Source organism: Aliiroseovarius subalbicans (genome assembly GCF_022678625.1).
GTDB lineage: Bacteria > Pseudomonadota > Alphaproteobacteria > Rhodobacterales > Rhodobacteraceae > Aliiroseovarius_A > Aliiroseovarius_A subalbicans.
Map to the genome: position 1 here is coordinate 506442 of NZ_JALBYQ010000002.1, position 24599 is coordinate 531040.

General features: G+C 63.6%; 19 protein-coding genes. 11 read left to right on the top strand and 8 right to left on the bottom strand.

Annotated features, from left to right (window positions below):
• Window positions 1–5: 5 nt before the first annotated feature.
• Entirely contained in the window at window positions 6–2042 is a 2037-nt protein-coding gene (pbpC, locus tag MN188_RS10315) for a penicillin-binding protein 1C (RefSeq protein ID WP_242108894.1), read from the bottom strand.
• Window positions 2042–7474, bottom strand: coding sequence for an alpha-2-macroglobulin family protein (locus MN188_RS10320; protein ID WP_242108897.1), 5433 nt, complete (start codon window positions 7472–7474; stop codon window positions 2042–2044). Before MN188_RS10320 ends, pbpC begins: the two co-directional genes overlap by 1 nt.
• A gap of 185 nt (window positions 7475–7659) precedes the next feature.
• Here MN188_RS10320 and MN188_RS10325 point away from each other — a divergent pair, with 185 nt between their 5' ends.
• Window positions 7660–9885, top strand: a complete 2226-nt coding sequence (locus tag MN188_RS10325) for an ATP-binding protein (protein ID WP_242108899.1) — start codon at window positions 7660–7662, stop codon at window positions 9883–9885.
• Between the two features lie 3 nt (window positions 9886–9888).
• Here MN188_RS10325 and yaaA read toward each other — a convergent pair whose 3' ends face one another.
• Genes yaaA through MN188_RS10340 form a run of 3 tightly spaced genes read right to left on the bottom strand, consistent with a single transcriptional unit; the run spans window position 9889 to window position 13054 of the window.
• Window positions 9889–10659: a peroxide stress protein YaaA gene (gene yaaA / locus MN188_RS10330; RefSeq protein WP_242108901.1), complete on the bottom strand. Its 771-nt coding sequence runs from the start codon at window positions 10657–10659 to the stop codon at window positions 9889–9891.
• A 2-nt stretch (window positions 10660–10661) separates the two neighbouring features.
• Complete coding sequence (recQ, locus tag MN188_RS10335; protein WP_242108903.1) at window positions 10662–12710, bottom strand: DNA helicase RecQ; 2049 nt, start codon at window positions 12708–12710, stop codon at window positions 10662–10664.
• Window positions 12711–12766: 56 nt separating this feature from the next.
• The gene (locus MN188_RS10340; protein ID WP_242108906.1) at window positions 12767–13054 is read right to left on the bottom strand and encodes a YggT family protein; all 288 of its coding nucleotides are present in this window, start codon (window positions 13052–13054) and stop codon (window positions 12767–12769) included.
• Between the two features lie 125 nt (window positions 13055–13179).
• Between MN188_RS10340 and MN188_RS10345 the strand changes: the two genes are divergently transcribed.
• The 8 genes from MN188_RS10345 (at window position 13180) to MN188_RS10380 (ending at window position 20453) form a co-directional block, all read left to right on the top strand.
• Window positions 13180–13710, top strand: a complete 531-nt coding sequence (locus tag MN188_RS10345) for an acyl-CoA thioesterase (protein WP_242108908.1) — start codon at window positions 13180–13182, stop codon at window positions 13708–13710.
• 53 nt (window positions 13711–13763) lie between these two features.
• The gene (locus MN188_RS10350; RefSeq protein WP_242108910.1) at window positions 13764–15107 is read left to right on the top strand and encodes an MFS transporter; all 1344 of its coding nucleotides are present in this window, start codon (window positions 13764–13766) and stop codon (window positions 15105–15107) included.
• A complete protein-coding gene (gene mepA / locus MN188_RS10355) occupies window positions 15104–15985 on the top strand; it encodes a penicillin-insensitive murein endopeptidase (protein WP_242108911.1) in 882 nt (293 codons plus the stop codon). Before MN188_RS10350 ends, mepA begins: the two co-directional genes overlap by 4 nt.
• A complete protein-coding gene (locus MN188_RS10360; protein WP_242108914.1) occupies window positions 15958–16851 on the top strand; it encodes an esterase-like activity of phytase family protein in 894 nt (297 codons plus the stop codon). The genes mepA and MN188_RS10360 overlap by 28 nt, the downstream gene beginning before the upstream one ends.
• Before the next feature lie 90 nt (window positions 16852–16941).
• Window positions 16942–17562, top strand: coding sequence for a queuosine precursor transporter (locus MN188_RS10365; protein ID WP_242108916.1), 621 nt, complete (start codon window positions 16942–16944; stop codon window positions 17560–17562).
• Between the two features lie 256 nt (window positions 17563–17818).
• Window positions 17819–18238: an alternative ribosome rescue aminoacyl-tRNA hydrolase ArfB gene (arfB, locus tag MN188_RS10370; protein ID WP_242108918.1), complete on the top strand. Its 420-nt coding sequence runs from the start codon at window positions 17819–17821 to the stop codon at window positions 18236–18238.
• A 2-nt stretch (window positions 18239–18240) separates the two neighbouring features.
• Window positions 18241–19518, top strand: coding sequence for an aspartate aminotransferase family protein (locus MN188_RS10375; RefSeq protein WP_242108920.1), 1278 nt, complete (start codon window positions 18241–18243; stop codon window positions 19516–19518).
• The gene (locus tag MN188_RS10380) at window positions 19515–20453 is read left to right on the top strand and encodes a phosphotransferase enzyme family protein (RefSeq protein WP_242108922.1); all 939 of its coding nucleotides are present in this window, start codon (window positions 19515–19517) and stop codon (window positions 20451–20453) included. The genes MN188_RS10375 and MN188_RS10380 overlap by 4 nt, the downstream gene beginning before the upstream one ends.
• A gap of 3 nt (window positions 20454–20456) precedes the next feature.
• Here MN188_RS10380 and pncB read toward each other — a convergent pair whose 3' ends face one another.
• Together pncB and pncA are read right to left on the bottom strand one after the other, a co-directional pair.
• On the bottom strand, window positions 20457–21749 hold the full coding sequence (gene pncB, locus MN188_RS10385; protein ID WP_242108924.1) for a nicotinate phosphoribosyltransferase: 1293 nt from the start codon (window positions 21747–21749) through the stop codon (window positions 20457–20459).
• 65 nt (window positions 21750–21814) lie between these two features.
• Complete coding sequence (pncA, locus tag MN188_RS10390; protein WP_242108926.1) at window positions 21815–22420, bottom strand: bifunctional nicotinamidase/pyrazinamidase; 606 nt, start codon at window positions 22418–22420, stop codon at window positions 21815–21817.
• A 90-nt stretch (window positions 22421–22510) separates the two neighbouring features.
• On the opposite strand from pncA, the gene MN188_RS10395 reads away from it, so the two are divergent.
• Window positions 22511–23002, top strand: a complete 492-nt coding sequence (locus MN188_RS10395) for a hypothetical protein (protein WP_242108928.1) — start codon at window positions 22511–22513, stop codon at window positions 23000–23002.
• A gap of 32 nt (window positions 23003–23034) precedes the next feature.
• Window positions 23035–23937 carry an oxygen-dependent tRNA uridine(34) hydroxylase TrhO gene (gene trhO, locus MN188_RS10400; RefSeq protein ID WP_242108930.1) on the top strand — a complete coding sequence of 301 codons (903 nt, stop codon included), beginning with the start codon at window positions 23035–23037 and terminating at the stop codon, window positions 23935–23937.
• Between the two features lie 6 nt (window positions 23938–23943).
• On the opposite strand, the gene MN188_RS10405 is transcribed toward trhO, so the two are convergent.
• Window positions 23944–24597 carry an ABC transporter ATP-binding protein gene (locus MN188_RS10405; protein ID WP_242108932.1) on the bottom strand — a complete coding sequence of 218 codons (654 nt, stop codon included), beginning with the start codon at window positions 24595–24597 and terminating at the stop codon, window positions 23944–23946.
• Window positions 24598–24599: the final 2 nt, after the last annotated feature.

A 24599-nucleotide genomic window follows, 5' to 3' on the forward strand; every position in this document is an offset into this window, starting at 1 on the left:
GGGGTCTATTGCAGCTCGATCTGCGCCCGCGCAGCCTGCCCGGTCGCGTCGATCACCGACAGGGTAACATGCCCCGGCGCGGCCAGAGGCAGAACCGCTTGACGTGACATGCTGCCCACCAGAACCGGGGTGCCATTGGCCAGCCAGGTGAAGGGTGGCAGCCCCTGATCCACCCGCGCAACAAGGGCGGCACCTTGTGTCGCCACCACCGCACCGTTGGGCGGAAAGGCGAGCTCGGGCCGATTGTGTACGGCAAACACCGCATCACGGGGCTGGAAATGGCGCAGTTGCTCAGGAAGGGCGGCGTGAGACAACAGAAGCGTCGCCGGGGGCGGCGGGGCCAACCGGTCCAGCGTCGGCTTTAACCGGGCGAAGGCCTCAAACAGGATCGGTGCTGCCAGATCGGCGCCGAACGCCCCCGGCACCGGCGTGCCGTCGGCCCGGCCCATCCACACCGACACCACGTGCGCGCCGTCGAACCCGATCGCCCAAGTGTCGCGGTGGCCATAAGAGGTGCCCGTCTTGTAGGCCAGCCTGTTGCGCGGCGCATTGGGCGGTGCGGGCATGTCGGACAGGATGTGCCCGACCTGCCAGGCGGCTTCCGGCGACAGCACCTTGGCCCCCACGCTGCGCGGCGCGCCGATCCGGTGGGACAATGCGACCGCCCGGCCGTCATCGGCAAAACTGGCGTAAAGCGCGGTCAGGTCTTCAAGCGTTACCCCGATCCCGCCCAACGCCACCGCAAGCCCGGCGGGTGCTTGCCCTGGAAGTTGCGCCCGCACCCCCGCCCGGCGCAGATGCGCCATCAGCCGGGCCGGGCCGATCGCCTGTGTCAGCGCCACGACCGGGATGTTCAGCGATTGGGTCAGGGCGTCGCGAACCTTGATCGTGCCGCGATAGGCGCCGTCGAAGTTCTCGGGCGCATAACTGCCAAATCGGGTCGGGCGGTCTTCGATCAGCGTTTCCGGATGCGCCAGCCCATCGTCGAAAGCGATGCCATAGACCAGCGGCTTCAGGGTCGATCCCGGTGAGCGCAGCGCGCGGGTCATGTCGACGAACCCCTGCCGCGTGTCGGCGCGATACCCGGCCGAGCCGACGCTGGCCAGAACCTCACCGCTGCGATGATCGGCCACCATCAGGGCGATGGACAGCTTCGCGCCATGATCGGCCGCCGCCCGCGCCGCCAACGCCTCAAGCCGCGTTTGCAGATCGCCATCAAGGGTGAGCGAATGCGCCGCCAGCCCCGGTGCTTCGGCCAAGGCGCGGTCGGCCAGATGCGGGGCCAGGTTGGGCAGCGGGATGCGGCGTGTCGGCACCGGGTCGCGCCGTGCCGTCACAAGAGTTTCGCCGCTGATGACGCCCGCCGCTTCCATCCGCGCCAAAACCCGCGCGCGGGCAGCCTGTGCGTTTGTGGGAAAACGGTCCGGCCGGCGGGTTTCCGGCGATTGCGGCAGGGCCACCACAAGGGCGGCCTCGGCCGGTGTTAGACGGCGGGGGTCCTTGCCGAAATAAGCCCGCGTGGCGGCCCGGATGCCTTCCAGATTGCCGCCATAGGGTGCGCGGTTCAGGTAGAGCGTGAGGATATCTTCCTTGGACAGCCGCCGCTCCAACGCCAGCGCCACCCGGATCTGGCGCAGCTTGCCATCCCAGCGCCCGGTCGGTCCGTCCTCCAACAATCGGGCGACCTGCATTGTCAGGGTAGAGCCGCCAGACACGACGCGCCCATGCCACAAAGCCTGCGCCACGGCACGGGTCATCGCGATCGGGTCAACGCCACGGTGGCGATGAAACCGCTTGTCCTCATAGGCGATCAGCATGCGGGTAAAGCCCGGATCGACCTGGTCCGCCGTGACTGCCAGACGCCAGCGCCCGTCATCGACCGTATAGGCGCGCAAGAGATCGCCGTGGCGGTCCAGTACTTCGACCGAGGTGTCCACCGTCAAGGGCGGCAGCTCTGCCGATGTGACCCAAGCCTCCAGCCGCGCGGCGCTGACCTCTCCCAAGGTCAGGGCCAACGCAAGGGCAAGAAGCGTGCGGCGCATCACTCGGTGATCCGCACCTGCCCAGTCGCGCCATTGGCACGATAGACTGGGCGATACATGTCTTCGACCAGGGCCGCCGCATGGTGGAACACACCCGGCGTCACAGCGCGCACCACATAGGCCAGGCGGAAGGGCTTGTTCGACGTCCAGTCCACCGCCGCCAGGAACCGGTCCTGACGGAACTCGGTCATCTCGGGTCGCACGTTCAGTTGCAGCCAGTCCAGCGCCTTAACATCACCGGCCCGCAACAGATGCGGGTTGTCGATCTCGAACCCGGCGGGCAGCGGATCGGACACCATCAGGCGCCCGTCCGAATGGTCCCACGGCGTCACGGTTACGACGGTGACAAGGCGGGTGCCGTGCGGGGTCGTGGCGACCTCGGTCGGTTGGCCTTTCATCGTGAAATAACGCCGTTCGATCGTATAGCCGTTGCCGCCTGCGGCGTCCGGCATGACCGGCACGCCGAAGGTGGTCAGCGTCAGCTCGGCCGATTTTCCGCTGTCGTTGCGGATGTCCACCGCGCCGGTGGCGGTCTGCGCCTCAAGCACCTCGGCCAAGGGGCGCGTCAGCGTCACGCCGTTCACGCTCAGCCCGCCGCCTGCTCCGTCTTCGATCAGCGCGTTCGTGGCCAGCAGCGACCAGGTCGCCTCCTGCGTTGACAGGAACCGGTCACCCAGTGCCACGCGGGCGGTCAAAGCTTCGCGGTCGATGGCGTTCGATCCGGCCTCGACCGCAAGCGCCAGAACCGCTGCGCTGTCGCGCAGATCGGTGCCGTAGTCGTCGCGCCAGGTTTGGCTTTGCGCCGGGGCCTGCGCGATCTGGCGTGCCGCGCGCGTGAACATCCGGTCCGCCCGCGCGGGGTCGCCGTAAGCCGCCAGCGCCGCGCCCAGTTGGGCCGAGGCAAGCGGGGTCGAAAAGGCATTGCCCTTCACGTCCGCATAGTAACGCAGATCACCCATCGCCGCCGCGCCTTCGCGTGCCAGAACATGCAGCGCATAGGCAATGTCCTGCCCGCCCTTGTCGAAGTCCGCGGCATAGTTCACCCGGTTGCGCAGGTTGTCCATCGCCCGGCGGAACGCATTGTCAGGCACCGCATACCCCTGCGCCCGCGCGCGCGACAGAAAGTCGGACACATAGGCGTCCAGCCACAGATCGCCGCTGTCAGGCCGCCACAGCCCAAAGCTTCCCGCACTGGACTGGTTCGCCAGCACGCCGCTGATGGCGTCGGTGATCCGGGTCGGGATGTTCTGACGATCGGCCAGCCCCATCGCCTCGGCCACCGTGCCGAAATACAGCAGTGGCAGGGCGCGCGAGGTCAGCTGTTCGGTGCAGCCATAGGGGTAACGGTCCAGCGTCTCAAGCAGCCCCGGCGCGTTGATCCGCGCCAGTGGGCCCGAGGCCAGCGTGGCCTTGCCCGATCCGGGCTGCAAGCCATCGAACACATTCGCGTCCAAGGCAAAGCTTTGCCCAGCGGCCAGCGTGAACCGCGACGTGCGCGTGGTTGGCGGGTCCAGCGCCATCACCGGCAGGGTCAGCGCCTTGGTCAGCCGTGTGCCATCCGCCGTGTGCAGGGTTAGGTTGACGCTGTGCACTCCCGGCGTCTGTGCCACCACCGGCACCGACAGGCGCGCGGTACCTTCCGCCGCCAGGGTCAGACGGTCGGGGATTGAGGAGGTATCCACGCCGACGCCATTCGCCGAAATGGAAAGCTGCACGTCCCCCGCCGGGCCAGAGGCGTGCACCAGCTCCAGCAAAAGCCGCGCCTGGTCCCCCGGTTGCAGGAACCGGGGCAAGCTGGCGGTCATCACCACAGGGTCCCGGACAAGAACATCCTGTTCGGCCTGACCCACGCCTGTGGCCGACCACGCGACCGCCATCAGGCGCACGGTGCCGTTGAATTCGGGCAGGTTAAAAATGGTCGTTGCGCGGCCGTTCTCAACCGGGATCAGGCCGCTGAACTGGGCCATCAACTCCTCGGTCGGCGGCGGGGCCTGCATGCGCATTTCGGCCATCGCGTCGCCACCTGAGCGGATCGCCCCCATCGCGCCGGACAGACCGTCGATCAGGCGGCCATAGAGGTCGCGAATGCCCATGCCCAACCGCCGCTGACCGAAGTAGTGGTCAGAGGGGTCCGGGCTGGAAAAGGAGGTCAGGTTCAGGATGCCCACATCCACCGCCGCGATGGTGACGAAGGCCGCCTCGCCATCTGCGATGCCATCCACCGACAGGCCCACCTGCATCGGGCCACGCGGGGTGGCCTCGGGCAGCGGGTCGAAGGCAAGCGCAAGCTGATGTGCGCCGGGATCGACACTGGCATGGGTCAGGCCCAGCGCGCGCGTCGGGTTCTGGCCTTGGGCCGCATCCATCGGCTGGATCAGCGTTGCGGTCACATAGGCGCCCGCGCCCCAGTCGTCCGTCACCGGCAGAGTCACGGTGTTTTCACCCGCGACAAGGTCAACCGGCACCATGTCGATCAACCGGTTCGACATGACTGCAACCAGCGCCTTACCGGCCGTGCGCGGTACGATCCGCAAGGTGGCGGTGTCACCGGGCGCATAGGTGGCGCGGTCCAATGACAGCTCCAGCATGTCCGGCGTGGTCGAGGCGTCCGCCGCCCCGTACCATCCAGCGTGGAAATCGGTTGCCGATACCAGAGATGCGCCGCCCGTGCGTTCCACAACCAGTTCATAGCGGCCCCAATCAACGGGGGCCGCCACGTTGGCAGGGGTCACGCCCAGCATCGCATCACCGCTGGCGACACGGGTGCGGGTGGTGACCGGATCCCAGTTCCAGCGGCCATCCAGGCGATACCATTGATACCGGGTCTGGACCCGGTTCAGCGCCCAGCTCACCGGCATCTCGACCGGGGACAGGTCGGGGGACAGGGCAACCAGTTGGAACGCGGCTTCGCTGCCTTCGGACAGGGTGCCGTCAAACAGGGGTTTGATGCCGATCATCGGCCCGTCGGGGGTCAGCACCTGGGTCAGATTGCGTTCCACCGGGCGGCCCGATCCTTCGGACACGCGCAGGGTCAGCTGGGCTTCAAGCGGCATCCCGGGGGCGGTCACATCGGGGAAATTCACCCGCAGAACCGCGTTGCCCGCCGCGTTGGTGCGCTGATCACGGGGCAGGTTGCCCCATTCGCTTTCGGGCCTTTCGTCATAGTGGCCAAAGCGGTAGCCTGGCCAGGCCTCAAGCGCGCGCACGGGCCGCACCCGCACATCACCCTCGATGGCTAGATCTGCACCCGGCGCGCCGAACAGGTAGCGCGCGTTCAGGGTCACATCCGGCGTGTCGGAGACGCGAATATTGCCGTCGGGCAAGGCCAGGTCAAAATCGATGCGTTCGGGCAGGAAATCCTCGACCAGCAGAGTGCGCGAGGCCAAGGCGGGCGCCTCGGGATCGGCGTGCAGGTCCAACCGCCAGGTGCCGCGCGGGGCGGTGCCGCCGATCTGCATTGCGAAGACGTGACCGCCCGCACCCACCCCGGTCGACAGGTGGCGGGCATATTCGACGCCATCCGGGCGTGACAGAATCGCGGTGATCGGCAAGCCCTCGATTGCCTCGGTCCGCTTGTCGCGGGTCAGGGCGGTGGCGTGGATGACCTCACCGGCACGATAGGCACCGCGGTCGGTGGTCAGGAACAGATCAATTGGCGGCGCGGCCGGGCGGCCCTCGACGCCCCGGTCGGACAGATCGAACGCGGGTTCTGTCAACGACAGAAACGCCATGTCATCGCCCACCCCAGTCGCCACGACCAACGCAGGTTCCGCGGCCCCCAGCCCGGCGGTCAGCCCGGCCGGAAACTGCGCATAGCCCTGCGCGTCCGTCACCGCCGTGCCCAGCACCGCGTTGGCGCGGGAAACCAGTTGCAGCTGGGTGCCCTCCAACGCCAGGGCCGAGCCCAGCGTGCGGGTGAAAACATGCAGCCCATCCGCGCCCAGCATGGTCGCAATCCCGATATCCGAGATCACGAACCATTGCGTCGCGGGGGGCGTGTCATAGGGGTCCGCACCCGGAATTTTTGCCATCAGCACATAGATGCCCGGCGGTTGATCCCCGATCGCTTCGCCCATCGGCAGGCGGGTGGTCACATCCCGGTTCAGCTCGCTCTGCACCTCGCCGGTGCCAGTCCAGACCTCCTGCGCCACGTTGTCGGCAAAGCCCTCCATTTCCCAGGGGTCCAAATTGCGCCCGAAGTAGTTCTGTTGGAACGACCGGATTAGGTTGCGGTCGGACACACGGTGCAGCGTCAGGTCCACGGTTCGGGCATTCACCGACACGATCGGCAGGCCCGCATCCGCGGTGCGCGGCAGCACATAGGCACGGCCAGGGAAATGCACCGACGGTGACCGGTCCTGAACATAGAGGCTCAGCAAAACGGGGCGGATCAGTTCATCCCCGTTCGCAGCCGGAAGCCCGGCGCGCAAGGTGACGCGATAGTGTTGGCCGTGGGTCACACCCTCGATGCACAATTGCCGCCCGTCGGGTTCAACCGCCAAGCCGGACACGTCCGCCTGGACGAAGGGCGCATAGTCCACGCCACTGGCAACCAGATCTTCGGAAAAGGTGGCGCACAGGCGCGGATTGGCCGCGTCGCTGTCGACCCGGTCATCGGTGACGCGGAAGCCGTATTTCCCGATCGCACCGTCCAGTGCAGCGGCGGTGTCATCACGCGGGGTGCGGGCCTGTGCCAGACGCAGGGCGGGGATCATGTCGCGACCACGCCCCAGCGCCTCCAGCGCTTCGGACATCAGGACGAAAGCATTCGCCTGTTGCGCCGGGATGTCACTGCGCAGAAACCCGTTGATCGCGGCCTGAAGCCCCTGGCGGCGATACTTGCGCTGGTCCGCGCTATTGCTGGTGCGCAGGGCAAGCGACAGGCGGGCATAGTCCAGCCATTCCGACGCCTCATCCGTCAACACGACGGCCCCGGCCATGTTGCGCGCGGCGCTCAGCAGGTTGGCCTGTCCTTCGGCATCGCGCGCAAAACTGACAAGATCGGCGGCGCTCCAACCGCCCACCACGTTCTGATGCGGCAGCTCGCGCGCCTGGGCGGCGGCCTGATCCAGGTCATAGGTGTTCAGAAACGACAGCTCGGACAAGCGGGCGGATTGTGCGGACAGAACGGCGGGGGAGGTCGCGATGACCTCAGCAGAAAACGCGCCCTGATAGGCCACGGAATCAGAGATATCGGATTTTAGAAAGCAGGAATTTGACCGCGTATTGAAGGTGAACGCGACGCAATCGGCCTGTGTTGTGCAGGCGGTCTGGCAAGCCCGTAGCGAGGTGTCGAAGATGGATTGCAGGTCCGAACCATAGAAATCCACATCCCTGTGATAGATCACCCTTTTTTCGGGAACCGGGCTTTCCGCCCACGCCGGATAGCTAAAACTCAAGACAAAAGTGATGAAAATCAGAATGTTCCGCATCGGGGGCTCCTCCTGCACTGGTCTCATGCTGGCACGGGTGGGGTGAGTCGGGCAACGCGACTCTCGGTCCGGTTTCCCGGAGCGTTTCAGGAAATGGCCTCGGATTAACGCCCTGTTCACCTAGTTTGTTCATGATCTGCCTTAAAGGCGGGCCAACAACGCCCGGCACGGACGGAGACACGGGGATGAACCTGGACAACACATTGGCACAGGAACGGCGCGCCCGCATGGCGGCGGAACGGCTGTTGGCGCAGAAGCAGGCCGAGCTGCACGAGGCAAACAGAAAACTATCAAGCCACGCCCGCGCCTTGTCCGACGAAATCGTCGAAACCCGTGAGGTTGTTGAGGAGGTGAAGGGCGAAAACGTGCAGGTCCGCGCCGATTTGGAAAAGGTCAGCCATGAGGTCTTGATCGCAAAGCGCCGCCTATGGGATTCGGTCGAAACGATCGAGGACGGGTTTGCTGTATTCGACGCGGACAGCCGGATGATCGCGGCCAACGCCGCCTATCTGGTGCCGTTCGACGGGTTGGAATGTATCGGCCCCGGCGTGCACTATTCCGACATGATCCAGGTCATCCTTGAGGAGGGCATCATCGATATCGGTGACGTGCGTCCCGCAGCCTGGAAGGACGAAATGCTGGCCCGCTGGGCGACCCCCGAAATCCCCACCAAGGTGGTGAAACTGTTCGACGGCACGTTCATTCGCATGGTGGACCGACGCGGGCGTGATGGCGATGTCGTGACACTGGGCCTGAACATCACCGAAACGATCAAGCGTGAGGCCGATCTTGAAGACGCCCGCACCCGGGCCGAGGCCGCGAACCGGGCGAAATCCGCCTTTCTCGCCAACATGTCACATGAAATCCGCACCCCGATGAACGGCGTCGTCGGAATGGCGGATCTGATGGCGGAAAGTAAGCTGGACGAGGAACAGCGGCTGTATGTGGACACGATCCGAAACTCGGGCAACGCGCTTCTGAGCATCATCAACGACGTGCTGGACTATTCCAAGATCGAAGCGGCCAAGCTGTCCCTGAAGGTTGAACCGTTCGACCTTGAAAAGACCATCCTGGACATCATCACCCTGTTGGGGCCGTCGATCCATGAAAAGGGTCTGCAGATCTCGATCGACTATGACCTGTTCCTGCCCACACAATACGAAGGCGACCCGGTGCGTATGCGTCAGATTCTGACCAATCTGATCGGCAACGCGGTGAAGTTCACCTCCGAGGGGCATGTCCTAATCCGCGTCGTCGGCCTTCCTGTCGAGCCGGGCCCGCGCCAGAAAATCCACATCACCGTGGAAGACAGCGGGATCGGTATTCCCGAAGAGATGCGCGATCACGTGTTTGGTGAATTCAATCAGGTCGAAGACGAAAGAAATCGCAAATTCGAAGGCACCGGCTTGGGCCTGGCCATCACCCGGCAACTTGTTGAATTGATGGGCGGAGAAATCTGGGTTGAAAGTGAGGAAGGTGTGGGCTCGTGCTTTGGCCTACACGTGTCCCTACCGGTCGTCGAAGACAGCACCGAGCCCAATTTGCCAGACGGGTTGAAACGCGCAGTTGTGGCGATGGGCGACGATCTGCACCGTGACATCCTTGAGAAACGCCTGATCACGTTGGGGCTGGAGGTGCAGCTGACAGAGGACGCAAGCGCGACGCTGGCATCAGCCCATGATGCCGACGTAATCTTTGTCGACCAAGTGCTACCCGAAGGTCCAGGTATCGATCTGGTGCAGCAGATCCGAAATTCCGGTGTGCATGTGCCCGTCCTCCTTCTAGCCTCGCTGTCTGGCGCGGGGGGGCGGCCGGGCGACACGAGTCAGGTTACACATGTGCTGCAAAAACCTTTGATGCGGCCGGACCTGATTGCCACCCTGTCGGGCTTGCGGGTGGACCTGTCTGCGAACCCGCCTGTTGAAGACCCAATCATCCCCGTCGAGGATACCAATTCCCCGACGGCCACCGAACCGTCATCCCACTCCGAAGCCCGCCGCATGCGCATTCTGGCCGCTGAGGACAACAAGACGAACCAGCTTGTGTTTTCAAAACTCGTCAAGGCGCTGGATATCGATCTGCAATTTGCCAACAACGGGCGCGAAGCGGTCGACGCTTGGGAGGTCTTCAAGCCTGACCTGATTTTCATGGACATTTCGATGCCCGAGATGGACGGCAAGGAAGCCACCCGCACCATCCGCGCCGCCGAAAAAGCGGACGCCCTGCCCCGCACCCGGATCGTGGCCCTGACGGCGCACGCGATGACGGGAGATGGCGACGAAATCAAGAGCCACGGGCTGGACGCCCACCTGACAAAACCTTTGCGCAAACCGGCCATTCTGGGTGAGATCGAGTCCAGCTGCCCGCAAGGTGTTATTCCGCCCCTGCCGCAAGAAGATGTGGCCGTCTGAGCGTCAGGCGGGGTCCGGGTAGTCGCGCAGGAACACCCAATTGTCACCCTCACTAAGGTCGCCGCGAAAGCGGTAACCACCAAGGTCGAAATCCTTCAACCCTTCGGGATTGGTTATCCGGCGCTGGATCATGAACCGGGCCAGGGACCCGCGGGCTTTCTTCGCAAAGAAACTGACCACCTTCGCGGTGCCGTTCCGTTCCTCAAGAAAGGTGGGCGTGATGACCCGAAGCGACAAGGCCGCGGGATCGACCGCCGAGAAATACTCGACCGAGGCGCAGTTCACCAAGGTATCGGTACCGACCTTGGCAGCCTGTGCGTTCAGCGCCAGGGCCACCTGATCGCTCCAGAATTCATACAGGTTTTTGCCGCGTGAATTCTTCAGACGCGAACCCATTTCAAGGCGATGCGGCGCGATCAGGTCGCGCGGACGCAGAAGTCCGTAAAGGCCAGAGAGCATGCGCAAGTGATCCTGAGCATAAGCGAGCTCGTCAGGTTCAAGCGAACCGGCATCAAGCCCTGCATAGGTATCCCCCGCGAACATCTCTAGCGCCGGTTTTTCACCCTGCCCGGAGCCGAAAGCAGCAAAACGTTCGACATTCAACGCCCCCAGTTTGGGCGAGATATGCATCAGTTTTTCCAGCTGTGCGCTCGACAGGGCGCTGGCGGTTTCAGCCAGAATTCCAGCCTGATCCAGGAACACCGGTGTGGTTCCCATGCCGTCGCGCGGTGGGGTTTCATCCAGGCGTTTGGCGGGGGACACGACGACAAGCATGGCTATTCCTCTTCTTCGATGGCGGCGATGAACGCGGCGCCGAACCGATCCACCTTTTGTTCACCCATACCGGCGATGCGCGCAAGGTCGGACAAGGCCGCCGGTCGCCGCTCGGCAATCTGGCGCAGGGTCGTGGTGGTGCAGGACATGTACTTTCCGGTCCCGTCCTCGCCACGGATCAGCGCAGCCTGTGCGGCTTCGAGCCGGTCGAACAACGTGCCCGCCGCCCGCCCCGCCAGCTTGCGCCGGGTGGGGTGCATAGCCGGGGTGTCGCCTGCGATGACCTCAAGAAAGGTCTGACCGAAGCTTTCCAGTTTTTTCGCGCCAACGCCGCCGATGCGCGCCATGTCGTCCAAGGTTTGCGGCCGGGTTTCGGCCATTTCGATCAGTGTCTTATCGGTGAACACGACATAGGCGGGCACGCGCGCGGCCTCGGCCAGGGCGCGGCGTTTGGCCTTCAGGGCCGACAGCAAGGGTTCATCCTCGTCCGAGACCATGCGCTTGACCTCGGGCCGACGCGACCCGCGGGCCTTCAGCGTGTCTCGGCGCAGCTGCACGGGTTCTTCGCCCCGCAAGACCGGATGCGCCTTTTCGGTTATGCGAAGCGCACCGTGGCGCGTGGGATCCGGGCGGATCAGATCCAGCCCCATCATCTGGCGAAAGATCGCGTTCCACATGCGTTTGTCGTGGTCCTGCCCGACGCCGAACGTGGGCAGGCCGTCATGCCCCCGGTCGCGCACCTTGTCGGTCACGCGCCCGGTCAGGATGTCGATCAAATGCCCGGCGCCGAAGCTTTCATCGGTGCGCAGCACGGCCGACAGGGCCTTCATCACGTCGACGGTGCCATCGAACACCTCGGGCGGGGTGTCGCACAGGTCACAATTGCCGCAAGGCTCGGCCGTTTCGCCGAAATACTGCAGCAGACGCTGGCGGCGGCAGCCCTGGGCCTCGGCCAGGCCCAGAAGTGTGTTCAGCCGGCCATGATCGGCGGCGCGCCGTTCGGGCGGGGCCAGCCCTTCGTCGATCTGGGCGCGGCGCAGGCGGATGTCTTCGGGTCCAAACAAGGTCAGGGTTTCGGCCGGGGCACCATCGCGCCCGGCGCGGCCGATTTCCTGGTAATAGCTTTCGATCGACTTGGGCAGGTCGGCGTGGGCGACCCAGCGGATATCCGGCTTGTCGATCCCCATGCCAAAAGCCACGGTGGCGACGACGATCAGCCCGTCCTGTTGCTGGAACTGGCGTTCAACGTCGCGGCGATCATCGCGGTCCATCCCGGCGTGATAGGACACAGCTTGATGCCCCGCCTCGCGCAGGGCCTGAGCCAGGGTTTCGGTCTTGGCACGTGTGGCCGAGTAGACGATGCCGGACTGGCCTTTGCGGCTGGCGGCGAAGTCCAGAATCTGGTGGCGTGGGCTGTCCTTGACGGCAAAGGCCAGGTGGATGTTCGGGCGGTCAAAGCCGTGCAGAAAGGTGCGCGGGGCTTGTCCGTCGAACAGCTTGACGACAATCTCATCGCGGGTTTCTTCGTCCGCCGTGGCGGTGAAGGCCGCCAGCGGCACGCCCAGCGCCCGGCGCAGGTCGCCGATGCGCAGGTAATCCGGGCGGAAATCGTGGCCCCATTGGCTGACGCAATGCGCCTCATCCACCGCGATCATTGAGGTGCCAATGCGTTTGAGAAGGGTCTGCGTCCCACCCGAGGCCAGCCGTTCGGGTGCCATATAGAGCAGCTTCAGCCGCCCCTGCTCAAGTGCGGCAAACACCTCATCGGTTTCTTCGTCGGTGTTGCCAGAGGTCAGCGCGCCCGCCTCGACCCCCGCTGCCTTCAGCGCGCGCACCTGGTCACGCATCAGGGCGATCAGCGGGGATATCACCACCGTGACACCATCGCGCAGCAGCGCCGGAAGCTGGAAGCACAGCGACTTGCCCCCGCCCGTCGGCATGATGGCAAGGGTGTTTTCGCCCGCAGTCACGGCTGTGACAATCTCGGCCTGTCCAGGTCGAAACGCGTCAAAACCGAAAACGGATTTCAGAAGGTCGGTGTCACGGGGCATGGCTGCTCTTGTTTTTCAGGCGAACATTCCATGCGGACCCGGCCCGCACAAGGGGCTTACATGAAGACCATGGCGTTGTTGATCAGGACGATGCGCAGGGCATAGACGATCAAAAGCGCGACCAGCGGCGCCAGGTCCAGGCCGCCCATGTCCGGCAGGAACGACCGGATGCGGCCATAGATGGGTTCCAGCAGCCGGTTCAGCCCATACCAGATTTGCGCCACAATCGGCTGACGCAGGTTCAAGACCTGAAAGTTGATCAGCCATGACATGATGATATGGGCGATCATGATGAACCAGACGAAGTCGAGAATCAGCATGAGAATTTGAAACAGAGAGGTCATCTGGGCGTCCCGTGTAAAGCGTTCATCCTGATCTAGGCGTGGCGACAGGAAAGCACAAGCCTGACGCGATGTCTTGGTTGACGTGCCGGTCAACGCGCGGCATGGGGCGGGCGAAGGAGATCGCCATGTACCCAGTCGTTCGCATTCTCAAGGAAATGCTGCTTCATCGCAAACCCGATGGGCTGGGCGTTCTGGACACCCATGTCAGCCACCACATCTGCTGGCCTTGGGATCTGGACCTGTGGGGCGAGCTGAATAACGGCCGCACATTGACCCTGTATGATCTGGGCCGCGTGCCGATGGGCAACCGGATCGGGCTGACCCGGGCGCTGATGAAACACCGCTGGGGGATCGTGGTCGCCGGGGCCTCGGTGCGGTATCGCAAACGGGTGACGATCTTTCAGAGGTTCGAAATGCGTACCCGCGTTGTCGGCTGGGATGCGCGGTTCGTTTATATCGAACAAAGCATGTGGCGTGGCGGCGACTGCACCAGCCATATCCTGATCCGCGGTGCGGTGACGGGCCGGCGCGGCGTGGTGCCCCCCGATGAGGTGATCGAAGCCATCGGCGTCACGGTCGATCGCCCCGACCTGCCGCGCTGGGTTCAGGCCTGGATCGACGCGGATCACGAACGGCCCTGGCCACCTCAGAGCTAACCCTTGCCCCTTCGGGTCTTTGCCTGTCATACCACGGGAAACGGGGGACGGGCATGAGCGGCATTTCACTGAAGAAACGCATCTGGGGGTGGTTCTTTTTCGACTTCGCCAGCCAGCCCTACAACACGCTGATCCTGACCTTCATTTTCGGCCCCTACATTAAGTCGCTGATCGGCGACGGGGCGCAGGCGCAGGCGACCTGGGGATTCACCGTCGGCTTCGCCGGCATCTGCATCGCCCTGCTCGCCCCGATCCTGGGCGCGATCGCCGACAATTCGGGCAACCGTCTGCGGTGGATCTGGGTGTTTTCCGTCATGTATGTCGCGGGCGGAGTCGCCATCTGGTTCGCCGCGCCAGACCTTGCCAACCTGACCTGGGTTTTGGTGTTCTTCGCCATCGGGTTGATCGGCATGGAGTTCGCCACGATCTTCACCAACTCGATGCTGCCCGACCTGGGCCCGCGTGATGAGATCGGAAGGCTGTCTGGCAATGGCTGGGCATTCGGATATATCGGTGGGCTGCTGGCGCTGGTCATCATGCTGACGTTGTTTGCTGAGGGCCCTGATGGGAAAACCATTTTGGGGATCGACCCCATTCTGGGCCTGAACGCCGCCGCGCGCGAAGGCACGCGGTTCGTCGGCCCGTTGGCGGCAATCTGGTTCGCCGTTTTCATGATCCCGTTTTTCCTGTGGGTGCGCGACCCCAAGCACAGCGGCCCGGATCCGCAGCTGATCAAACACGCACTGGCAGACCTGGGGCGCACCATTCGCCGCCTGCCGAAAAACACCAGCCTGTTCGCCTATCTCGGCAGCTCTATGTTCTATCGCGATGCGCTGAACGGGATCTACGCGTTCGGCGGCATATATGCGGCCGGTGTGCTGAACTGGAGCGTCCTGAATGTCGGCATTTTCGGCATCGTTGCGATCATCACCGGGGCGATCTTCGCCTGGCTGGGGGGAAAGGCGGATCATGCTTTCGGGCCGAAACCCGTCATCTCCGCGTGCATCTGGACCCTGACCCTGGTTGCGATCAGCGTCGTCTTCGTGTCGCGCGACAGTGTGTTCGGCGTGCCCGTCGCCCCTGACAGCACGCTGCCCGACCTCACCTTCTACTTTCTGGGCGCCGTGATCGGTGCGGCGGGCGGATCGCTGCAATCGGCCAGCCGAACGATGATGGTGCATCAGGCCAATCCCGACCGGATGACCGAGGCGTTCGGGCTTTACGCCCTGGCCGGTAAGGCGACCAGTTTCATTGCCCCGATCGGCATTGGCATCGTGACCGCCCTGACAGGGAGCCAACAGCTCGGCGTAACCCCGCTGATCGTGCTTTTCGTCATCGGGTTGGTAATGCTACGGTGGGTCAACCCGAACGGGTATGGTGACGAGGTCGGTTCATGAAACTCAGAAAAGCATTGTTGACGCTTGCCCTGGCAGGCTGCACCGCCACCACGGTGGCCACTGTTTCAGCAGTTGCCGAGGGGCCGGCAAAGGCCCTGTTCGGCTCCAAATCGACCCCCTCGGCGCAACGTCCCACCCCTTTGGGCGGATACGCCAAGGGCTGTCAGGCCGGGGCCGATCAGTTGCCGGAAACCGGACCGACCTGGCAGGCCATGCGCCTGTCTCGCAACCGCAACTGGGCGCAGCCAGACACCGTCGCCTTTGTCAAACGGCTCAGCGCCAAGGCCGCGCGACAGCCGGGATGGAACGGGTTGTATATCGGGGACATGAGCCAGCCGCGTGGTGGGCCGATGACCTCGGGCCATCGCAGTCACCAGACCGGATTGGACATCGACATCTGGATGCTGCCGCCCAACCGGCTGGACCTGACACGCAGCGAGCGTGAGAACCTCAGCTCGATCTCGATGCGCCGTGCGAACGGCGCCTATGTGAACAGCAGCTGGACCCGCGCGCACCACGAGATCCTGAAAGCCGCTGCGAGCGACCCGGCCGTGGCACGGATCTTCGTCTTTCCCGGCGCCAAGGTGCAGATGTGCAAGGACGAAACCGGCGACCGCAGCTGGCTGAACAAGATCCGCCCCTGGTGGGGGCACCATTATCATTTCCATGTGCGCCTGAAATGCCCGAAAGGCGCCAAAGGCTGTGTGGATCAGGCCCCGCCGCCCGCTGGCGATGGGTGCGCGGACGCGGACAAGTGGGTGCATGACATCCTGAACCCGCCCCCGCCCGACCCCAACGCGCCCCCGCCCAAACCGCGGCGTGAGCTGACACTTTCGGACCTTCCAAAGCAATGCGCCGGCGTCTTGTCCTCGGACTAGGGGCGGCGGCGGCTGCGATCCTGTCCCTTGGCCTGCGCGCTGATCCGACTGATCGCGCGGTCTTTCTGTCCTCGCTGATCTGGCGCGGCACGGTTGAGGCGTTCGGCGGCATGTCGGGGCTTGAGCTCACGGATGACGGGGCGCAATTCGTCGCGATCTCGGATCGGGGCTGGATCACGCAGGGGCGTCTGACCCGCGAGGGTGGTCGGTTGACGGAAATCGAGGCCGAAGCGCTGATGCCGCTGAAACACATCAACGGCAAGGCGCTGCCACGCTATCACGACGACAGCGAAGGTTTGGCGATGGATCGGGATGGTGCGCTTTTCGTCAGTTTCGAGGCGACCCACCGCGTCAGTCGCTATGCCGACCCGACAGCCCCTGCCACGACCCTGCCAACCCATCCCGACTTTGCCGGCATGCAGAACAATTCATCGCTTGAGGCGCTGGCGATGGGGCCGGACGGGGCGCTGTATACTTTGCCCGAACGGTCTGGTGGGACCAGCCGACCGTTCCCGGTCTACCGGTTTCGAAACGGGAAATGGGACGACAAGCTGTCGATCCCCCGCCGCGCGCCGTTTCTGCCCGTGGGGGCCGACGTCGGACCGGACGGCAAGCTTTATGTCCTGGAGCGCCACCTGGGCGGGCTGCTTGGGTTTTCCAGCAGGGTGCGCCGGTTCGACATCGGTGCCAAGGGGTTGCGCAACGAAGAGACGTTGTTGCAAACCGGCGCAGGGGTGCACGACAACCTTGAGGGCATCGCCGTCTGGCGCGACGAAGATGGGTTGATCCGCCTGACCATGGTTTCCGACGACAATTACCAGTTTTTCCAAGTGACCGAGATCGTGGAATACGTGGTCCCGGAATGACTTGACCCGCGACCATGCGCCGCGTAGAGACCGCGCGTTCCTGATCTTCAGGGCCAAGTCTCCGCTACCTTGCAAAAACGGACCAATGTTATGAAACGTATCCTTCCTGGCGTGATCGCCATGGCCGCCATCGTCGTGGCCTCGAACATCCTGGTGCAATTCCTGTTCGGCCAATGGCTGACCTGGGGCGCGTTCACCTATCCGCTGGCCTTCCTTGTCACTGACGTGATGAACCGGGTTTACGGATCCGCCGCCGCGCGGCGCGTCGTGTTCGCAGGCTTTGTCGTGGGCGTCGCCTGTTCCTTCATCGGCACGCAGATCATGGGCGAATTCGGCCCGCTGGTGACACTGCGCATCGCGATCGGATCGGGTTTCGCCTTTCTCACCGCGCAGCTTCTGGACGTGGCGATTTTCGACCGGCTGCGCGACGGCCGCTGGTGGCGCGCGCCTGCGGTCAGCTCGCTGGTCGGGTCGTCGGTCGACACCGCTTTATTCTTCACCATCGCCTTTTCCGGCGCACTCAGCTTTCTTGAGCCGGGCAACGACGTCAGCTGGGCAGGCGAGGTTCTGCCGCTTCTGGGGACTGGGCCCGAGGTGCCGCTCTGGGTGTCGCTTGCGGTGGCCGATTGGGGCGTGAAACTGGTCCTGGCGCTGATCGCCCTGGTGCCCTTCCGCCTACTCGTCGCAAGATTTTCACAAAATCTTGCGTGAAAACTTTTGACAAACGCAAAATCTGTGGCAGGCTTCCCTTATCGAAACTTTGAGAAAGGAGGTGTCCATGTCTAGAGATGCAATGGAGCGAGGTGCCGGAACAGCGTAGTACGCGTTTGATCGGGGCATTCCCCGGTCAAGGTCGCGGGCCAAGCTGACGAGCAGTCTAACCGGCCCCACCTCCTCAATTCTCGAAGGGTCGCCCCATATGCGGGCGGCCCTTTTCGTTTGCCGGGCGCGGCGCTAGTGTGCCGCCATGATCCGCGTAACCGACGACATCATCTTGCAAGACTGGGAACTGAGCGAAAGCTTCACCCGGTCCTCCGGCCCCGGCGGGCAGAACGTGAACAAGGTGTCCACGGCGGTCGAACTGCGCTTCGAAGCGGCGCGCAGCCCTGCGTTAACCGGCGCAGTGAAGGCGCGGCTGAAACGGATCGCGGGACGAAAGTGGACCAGCGACGGGGCGCTTTTGATCCGGGTCGAAGATACCCGCAGTCAGGCGCGCAATCGCGAGATCGCCGAGGGGCGGTTGGCCGAGATGATCCGCATGGCGCTGGTCGCACCAAAACGACGAATCAAGACAAAACCCACATTGGGATCAAAACGGCGCCGTATGGATGCCAAGACAAAACGCGGGCAGGTGAAATCCCTGCGCGGCCGCGTGCAGGAGGACTGACCTTGTCGGACACGAAAGCCATTCTTGAGCGTCGCGAACGGCTGCTGGGGCCGAACATGACCACCTTTTACCGTGACCCTGTGCACTTGGTGCGCGGCGAAGGGGCGTGGCTGTGGGATGGGGACGGGCGGCGGTATCTGGATTGCTACAACAACGTGCCGCATGTCGGCCATTGCCACCCGAAGGTGGTCGAGGCGATCACCGCACAGGCGCTGACATTGAACACGCACACGCGGTATCTGCACGAAGGCATCCTGGATTATGTCGAGCGTTTGACCGCCACGATGGGCCATGGGCTGGACGCAATGATCATGGTCTGCACCGGGTCCGAGGCAAACGACATCGCCTTGCGCATGGGCATGGCGGTGACCGGCAAGACGGGGTTTATCGGCACCGACAACACCTATCACGGCAACACCGATCTGGTCAGCCAGCTGTCGTCGAAGAAAAAGCCGATTGGCGGGCGGCGCGATCAGGTGCGGCTGGTCCCATCCCCTGACAGCCTGCGCCCGTTGGGCGGCAGCATCGAAGGCCAGGCACAGGCTTTTGCCGATCACGTGGCTGCCGCAATCGCAGACCTTGAGGCCGGACCGCACGGATTCTCCAGCCTGATCCTGGACCCGTTCTTTGCCAACGAAGGTTTCCCGGATCTGCCCAAAGGGTTCCTTGATCCGACCGCCGAGGTCGTGCGCCGCGCGGGTGGCGTGATCATCGCCGACGAGGTGCAACCGGGTTTTGGCCGCACCGGGCGGCATTTCTGGGGGCATGAGCGGATCGGCCTCGCCCCTGACATCGTCACCATGGGCAAGCCGATGGGCAACGGGCACCCGGTGGCGGGCGTGGTGGCGCGACCCGAGGTTCTGGCCGCGTTTCGATCCGGTTTCGGCTATTTCAACACCTTCGGCGGCAACCCCGTGTCCGCCGCCGCCGCGATGGCGGTAATGGACGTGATCGAGGACGAAGGTCTGATGGAAAACGCGCGCGACGTTGGCGATTATACTTTGGACCGGCTGGGTGAAATCAGCCATTCGATGATCGCCGATATTCGCGGGGCGGGCATGTTCCTGGGCGTGGAGTTCGTCAAGGATGCGGACCTGACCCCGGCCCCGGAGTTTGCCTCCGACGTGGTCGAAGCGATGCGGGATCGTGGCATCTTGCTGAACAAGCTGGGCCGCTGGGGCAACGCGTTGAAAATCCGGCCGCCGTTGTGTTTCAGCAAGGATCAGGCGGACCTGTTCGTCGATACACTCACGGACGTTTTGGAAGGTCTGCCGGCATGAGCGAGCTGAACGAAGCCCTTGCTGCCTGGGGTGCCACGGACTCGCGGTTCATCAAGGGGCGTGAAAACGCCGTTTACGAAATTACCCTGCCCGGCGCGCGGGCCGCGCTGCGGCTGCATCGGGTCGGGTATCAAAGCGAGGCCGCGATCCGGTCCGAACTGATCTGGATGACAGGTGTCGCCGAGGCCGGGCTATCCGTGCCCGCGCCAATCCCGGCACTGTCCGGTGAGACGGTTGTCACCCTGTCGACAGGCCGCCTGGCCACGGTCGTCAGCTGGGTTGATGGCGCCCCGATCGGTGCCTCGGGTGAACCGCTGCCGGGCAGTCCCGCCGATCAGGTGCAGGTATTCCATGCGGTTGGGCGCGAAATTGCGCGGCTGCACAATGTCACCGACGCGATGACCCTGCCTGACGGGTTCGAACGACACGCTTGGGACATCGACGGGTTGCTGGGCGACGACCCGTTCTGGGGCCGGTTTTGGGAAAACCCGACGCTGACCGCAGATGAACGCGCCCTGATTTTGCGCGCCCGCGCTGTGGCGCATGATCGGCTGACCGTGTTTCAAGACTGCGGCGGCGACATCGGGTTGATCCACGCGGATGCGCTTCGTGAAAACGTGTTTCTGGACGGCGATAGCGTGACGCTCATCGATTTTGACGACGCCGGTTTTGGCTTTCGCATGTATGACCTTGCGGTGCTGATGTCGCAAAACGAAGGCCTGCCGAATTCGGCTGCATTGCAGGATGCGGCGATCGCCGGTTACCGGTCGGCCCGCCCGTTGCCAGACGACGCGGTCGCGCTTTTGCCGATGTTCATCATGTTGCGGCGGTTTGCGTCGATGGGGTGGATCGTGCCCCGGGTGCAACCGGGCGAGGATTGGGACCGGGTCTACGCTGACCGCGCGGTGGCGGCGGCGCGGCGGTTCCTGGGCTGAGCCTCAGACGATCACGTCAATCTCGGCCTGCGCGCCCACATCGAACACGCGTTTGTACCGCGCGATCTCATCCGCCGGGCCCATCGCCTTGTTCGGGTTGTCGGACAATTTGACCGTGGGCTTGCCGTTGGCCGACACCGCCTTGCACACCAGTGAAAAGGGCGCCAGCGCGTCGTCGGGCGTCAGGCCACGGAAATCATTGGTCAGCAATGTGCCCCAGCCAAAGCTGGGTTTCACCCGCCCGGCAAATTGGCCCTGAAGCTCGACGATCTTGTCCGCGTCCAGCCCGTCGGAAAAGATCACCATCTTCTCGCGCGGATCTTCGCCACGGTCCTGCCACCAGCGCATCGCGATCTCGGCGCCTTCGGCCGGATCGCCGCTGTCCACACGGATCCCGGTCCAGCCTGCCAGCCAATCGGGCGCGTCCTCAAGGAAGCCCTTGGTGCCATAGGTGTCGGGCAGGATGATGCGCAGGTTGCCGTCGTGCTCTTCCTGCCAATCGGCCAGAACGTCATAGGGCGCCTGGCGCAATTCATCGTCGGTTTCGGCAAGGGCCGCATAGACCATCGGCAGTTCATGCGCGTTGGTGCCGATCGCCTCGACCTCGCGTTTCATCGCGATCAGGCAGTTTGATGTGCCGACGAATTTTTCGCCCAGCCCTTCCAGCATCGCCTGCACGCACCAATCCTGCCACAGATAGGAATGGCGCCGCCGCGTGCCGAAATCAGCGATGCGCAGCCCGTCGACGCCACGCAAGGTTTCGACCTTGGTCCAAAGCTTGGTCATCGCGCGGGCATAGAGCACTTCCAGCTCAAACTTGCCCATCCCGCGCAACACGGCGCGCGACCGCAGCTCCATCAGCACCGACAGGGCGGGGATTTCCCACAACATGACCTCGGGCCACGATCCTTCGAAGGTCAGTTCGTATTGATCGCCCACCCGCTCCAGATGATAGGGCGGCAGGCGCAGGTTTTCGAACCACTCCATGAAATCCGGGCGGAACATCTGGCGTTTGCCGTAAAAGGTGTTGCCGCGCAGCCAGGTGCTTTCGCCCCGCTTCAGCGACAGCGAACGAATGTGATCCAGCTGCTCGCGCAGCTCACCTTCGTCTATCAGGTCGGCCAGTGGGATGGATTTCGAGCGGTTGATCAGGCTGAAGGTCACTTGCGTGTCGCGCTTGTTGCGAAACACCGACTGGCACATCAGTAACTTGTAGAAATCGGTGTCGATCAACGACCGGACAATCGGATCGATCTTCCAGTTATGATTGTAGACGCGGGTGGCAATGTCGACCATGGGCTCAATCCGTTCTGTTCGCCTTTCCAATTACAACATGGCGGGCGCGTTGTGTAGGGTGCGGCTTAGGCCAGTGTCACGCTGAAGGCGCGCATGTCGCCCCGTGCCTGATCCAGCGATCCGTTCAAATCGATCGCACGGCAAGCGCTTTCCAGTACCGTCACATCAAAGCCCAACCGCGCGGCGTCCACGGCGGAATAGGCGACGCAGAAATCCGTGGCCAACCCGACCAGAGTCAATCGGGTCACGCCACGCGTCCGCAAGTAGCCCTCAAGCCCGGTCGGGGTCGTCTTGTCGTTCTCGAAAAAGGCCGAGTAGCTGTCGATTTGCGGCCGGAATCCTTTGCGAATGATCAGATCCGCCGGATCGGTGCGCAGGTCCGGGTGGAAGGCCGCGCCCTGGCTGCCCTGCACGCAGTGGTCCGGCCACAAGACCTGAGCGCCATAGGGCATTTGCGTCACGTCGAACGGTGCCTTGCCATCGTGGGACGAGGCAAAGGAAGAATGCCCCGCCGGGTGCCAATCCTGAGTGAAAACCCGGACTTGAAAATCATCCATCAGGGCGTTGATCTCGGGGAGGATCGCATCGCCGTCAGCCACCTCCAGGGCGCCACCGGGGCAGAAATCATTCTGCACGTCGATCACGATCAGGGCTTCGTTTGCATCACGCATGGGGGCCTCCTTTGTTGTTTCAGGGGTAAGGCCGTGGCCTGAGCGGGTCAAGCGCTTGACCTTGCCGTTCGCAGTCGCTCTATGACACGGATGAAGCCAAAAATTTACCCATATCGCGCACCCATGGGGCTGATGCTGATTGTCATCGTGTTCTTCGGATCCTGCGGCGTCCTCATCGGTCACGACGCGCTGACCGTGGATGGCCCGGTCCGGTTGCGCTGGCTGGGACAGGTGTCCCAGGACCAGGCGCCAATCGTGCTTGGGGCGCTGGCCCTCTTTTGCCTGGGTCTTGTCGCTGCGGCGGTGATCGCGCTTTTGCGTGCAGGTGACGACATGCGCGCCATTCGGCTGGAGGATACCGGCATCACGGCACCCGCAAACCAGATATCGCGCAAGACCGTGCACCTGCCCTGGTCCACCATCACGGCGGTTGAGGTCAAATCACACGGCGGGCAGACGACCCTTGCGTTGCGCGCGTTGGACCGAAAGCTGGTGATCGCAAAAAGTGCGCTGAAACCCAGCACAGCGTTCGATGACCTTGTGGCCGAAGTCCATGCGCGGGTGGGACAAGCCGCCCCTTGAACCGCAGCCATACCAGGCGTATTCCGCTGGGCATGTATACAATCGCTGCGCTCTATCACTTCACCCGGTTCGACGACCCGTCAGCCCTTCGGGATCCACTTTTCGACCTTGCAGAGACGCAAGGCGTGACCGGATCGCTTCTGCTCGCCAAAGAAGGCATCAACGGCACCATCGCTGGATCGCGCGCCGGGATCGATGCGGTGTTGGCGCATATCCGCGCCCTGCCTGGCTGCGCCGACCTGCATTGGAAGGAAGCCACGGCCAAGGACCAGCCCTTCGGCAAGATGAAGGTCCGCCTGAAGCGCGAGATCGTGACGATGGGTGTGCCGGACGTGGACCCGCGCGCGCGTGTTGGCCATTATGTCGAACCCGAGGACTGGAATGATCTGATCCGCCAGGACGACGTGGTCGTGATCGACACCCGCAATGATTACGAGGTGGCGATCGGCACGTTCGAAGGTGCGATTGACCCCCATACCGCCAGTTTCCGCGAATTTCCCGCCTGGTGGCAGGCGAACAAGGACCGGTTTCACAACAAACGCGTGGCGATGTTCTGCACCGGCGGCATTCGTTGTGAAAAATCAACCAACTACCTGATCAGTCAGGGGGTCGAGGACGTGTTTCACCTAAAGGGCGGTATCTTGGAATACCTGGAAAACGTTCCGGCCGATGACAGTAGCTGGGACGGCGAATGCTTTGTCTTCGACGGGCGCGTGTCGGTTGGGCATGGCTTGGTCGAAGGGCCGCATGAACTGTGCCATGCCTGCCGTCGCCCGATCCTGCCCGAAGACCGCAAACGGCCCGAATACGAGGCTGGAGTGAGTTGCCATCAATGCATCGATGACTATGACGACGCCCGCCGCGAACGGTTCCGGGAACGGCAGCGGCAGATCGCCCTTGCCGCCAAGCGGGGCGTACGGCACCTGGGGCGCTGACCGCAATCAGCCCGTGATTTTGCGGTGATGCGCGATACCTTCCTCAACGTCGCCGAACCGGGTGATGTGCCCGTTTTCCAACACCACAACTTCGTCACAGATGCGTTTCACCAGGTCCAGGCTGTGCGTTACGACCAACGCGCTGCTATGTGTCATACGGTCCATGAAAAGCTGTTCGCTTTTGCGCCGGAACGCCGCGTCGCCCACTGCGGTCACCTCGTCCACCAAGTAGGTGTCGAAGTGGATGCCCATCGATACGCCGAAGGCCAGCCGGGACCGCATCCCTGATGAATATGTGCGAAACGGCTGATGAAAATGTTGCCCCAACTCGGAAAAGTCCTGGACGAAGTCGCGCAGCTCTTCGGTGTCGATGCCATAGACCCGGGCGATGAAGCTGGTGTTCTGCGCGCCGGTCAGTTCCGGGTGGAAACTACCGGCATAGCCCACCGGCCAGCTGATCGTGCCATCCGACCTGATGGTGCCCCCGTCCGGGTCCATCGTGCCGGCAATCATGCGCAGAAGGCTGGATTTCCCCGCCCCGTTACGGCCCAGAAGGCCAACCGATCGACCGGTTGCAAACCGCGCGGTAAGCCCACGCGCGACAACTGTGCTGCGTCCGCGCAGGGTATAGGTCTTCCAAAGATCGCTCAGTTGGATCATCG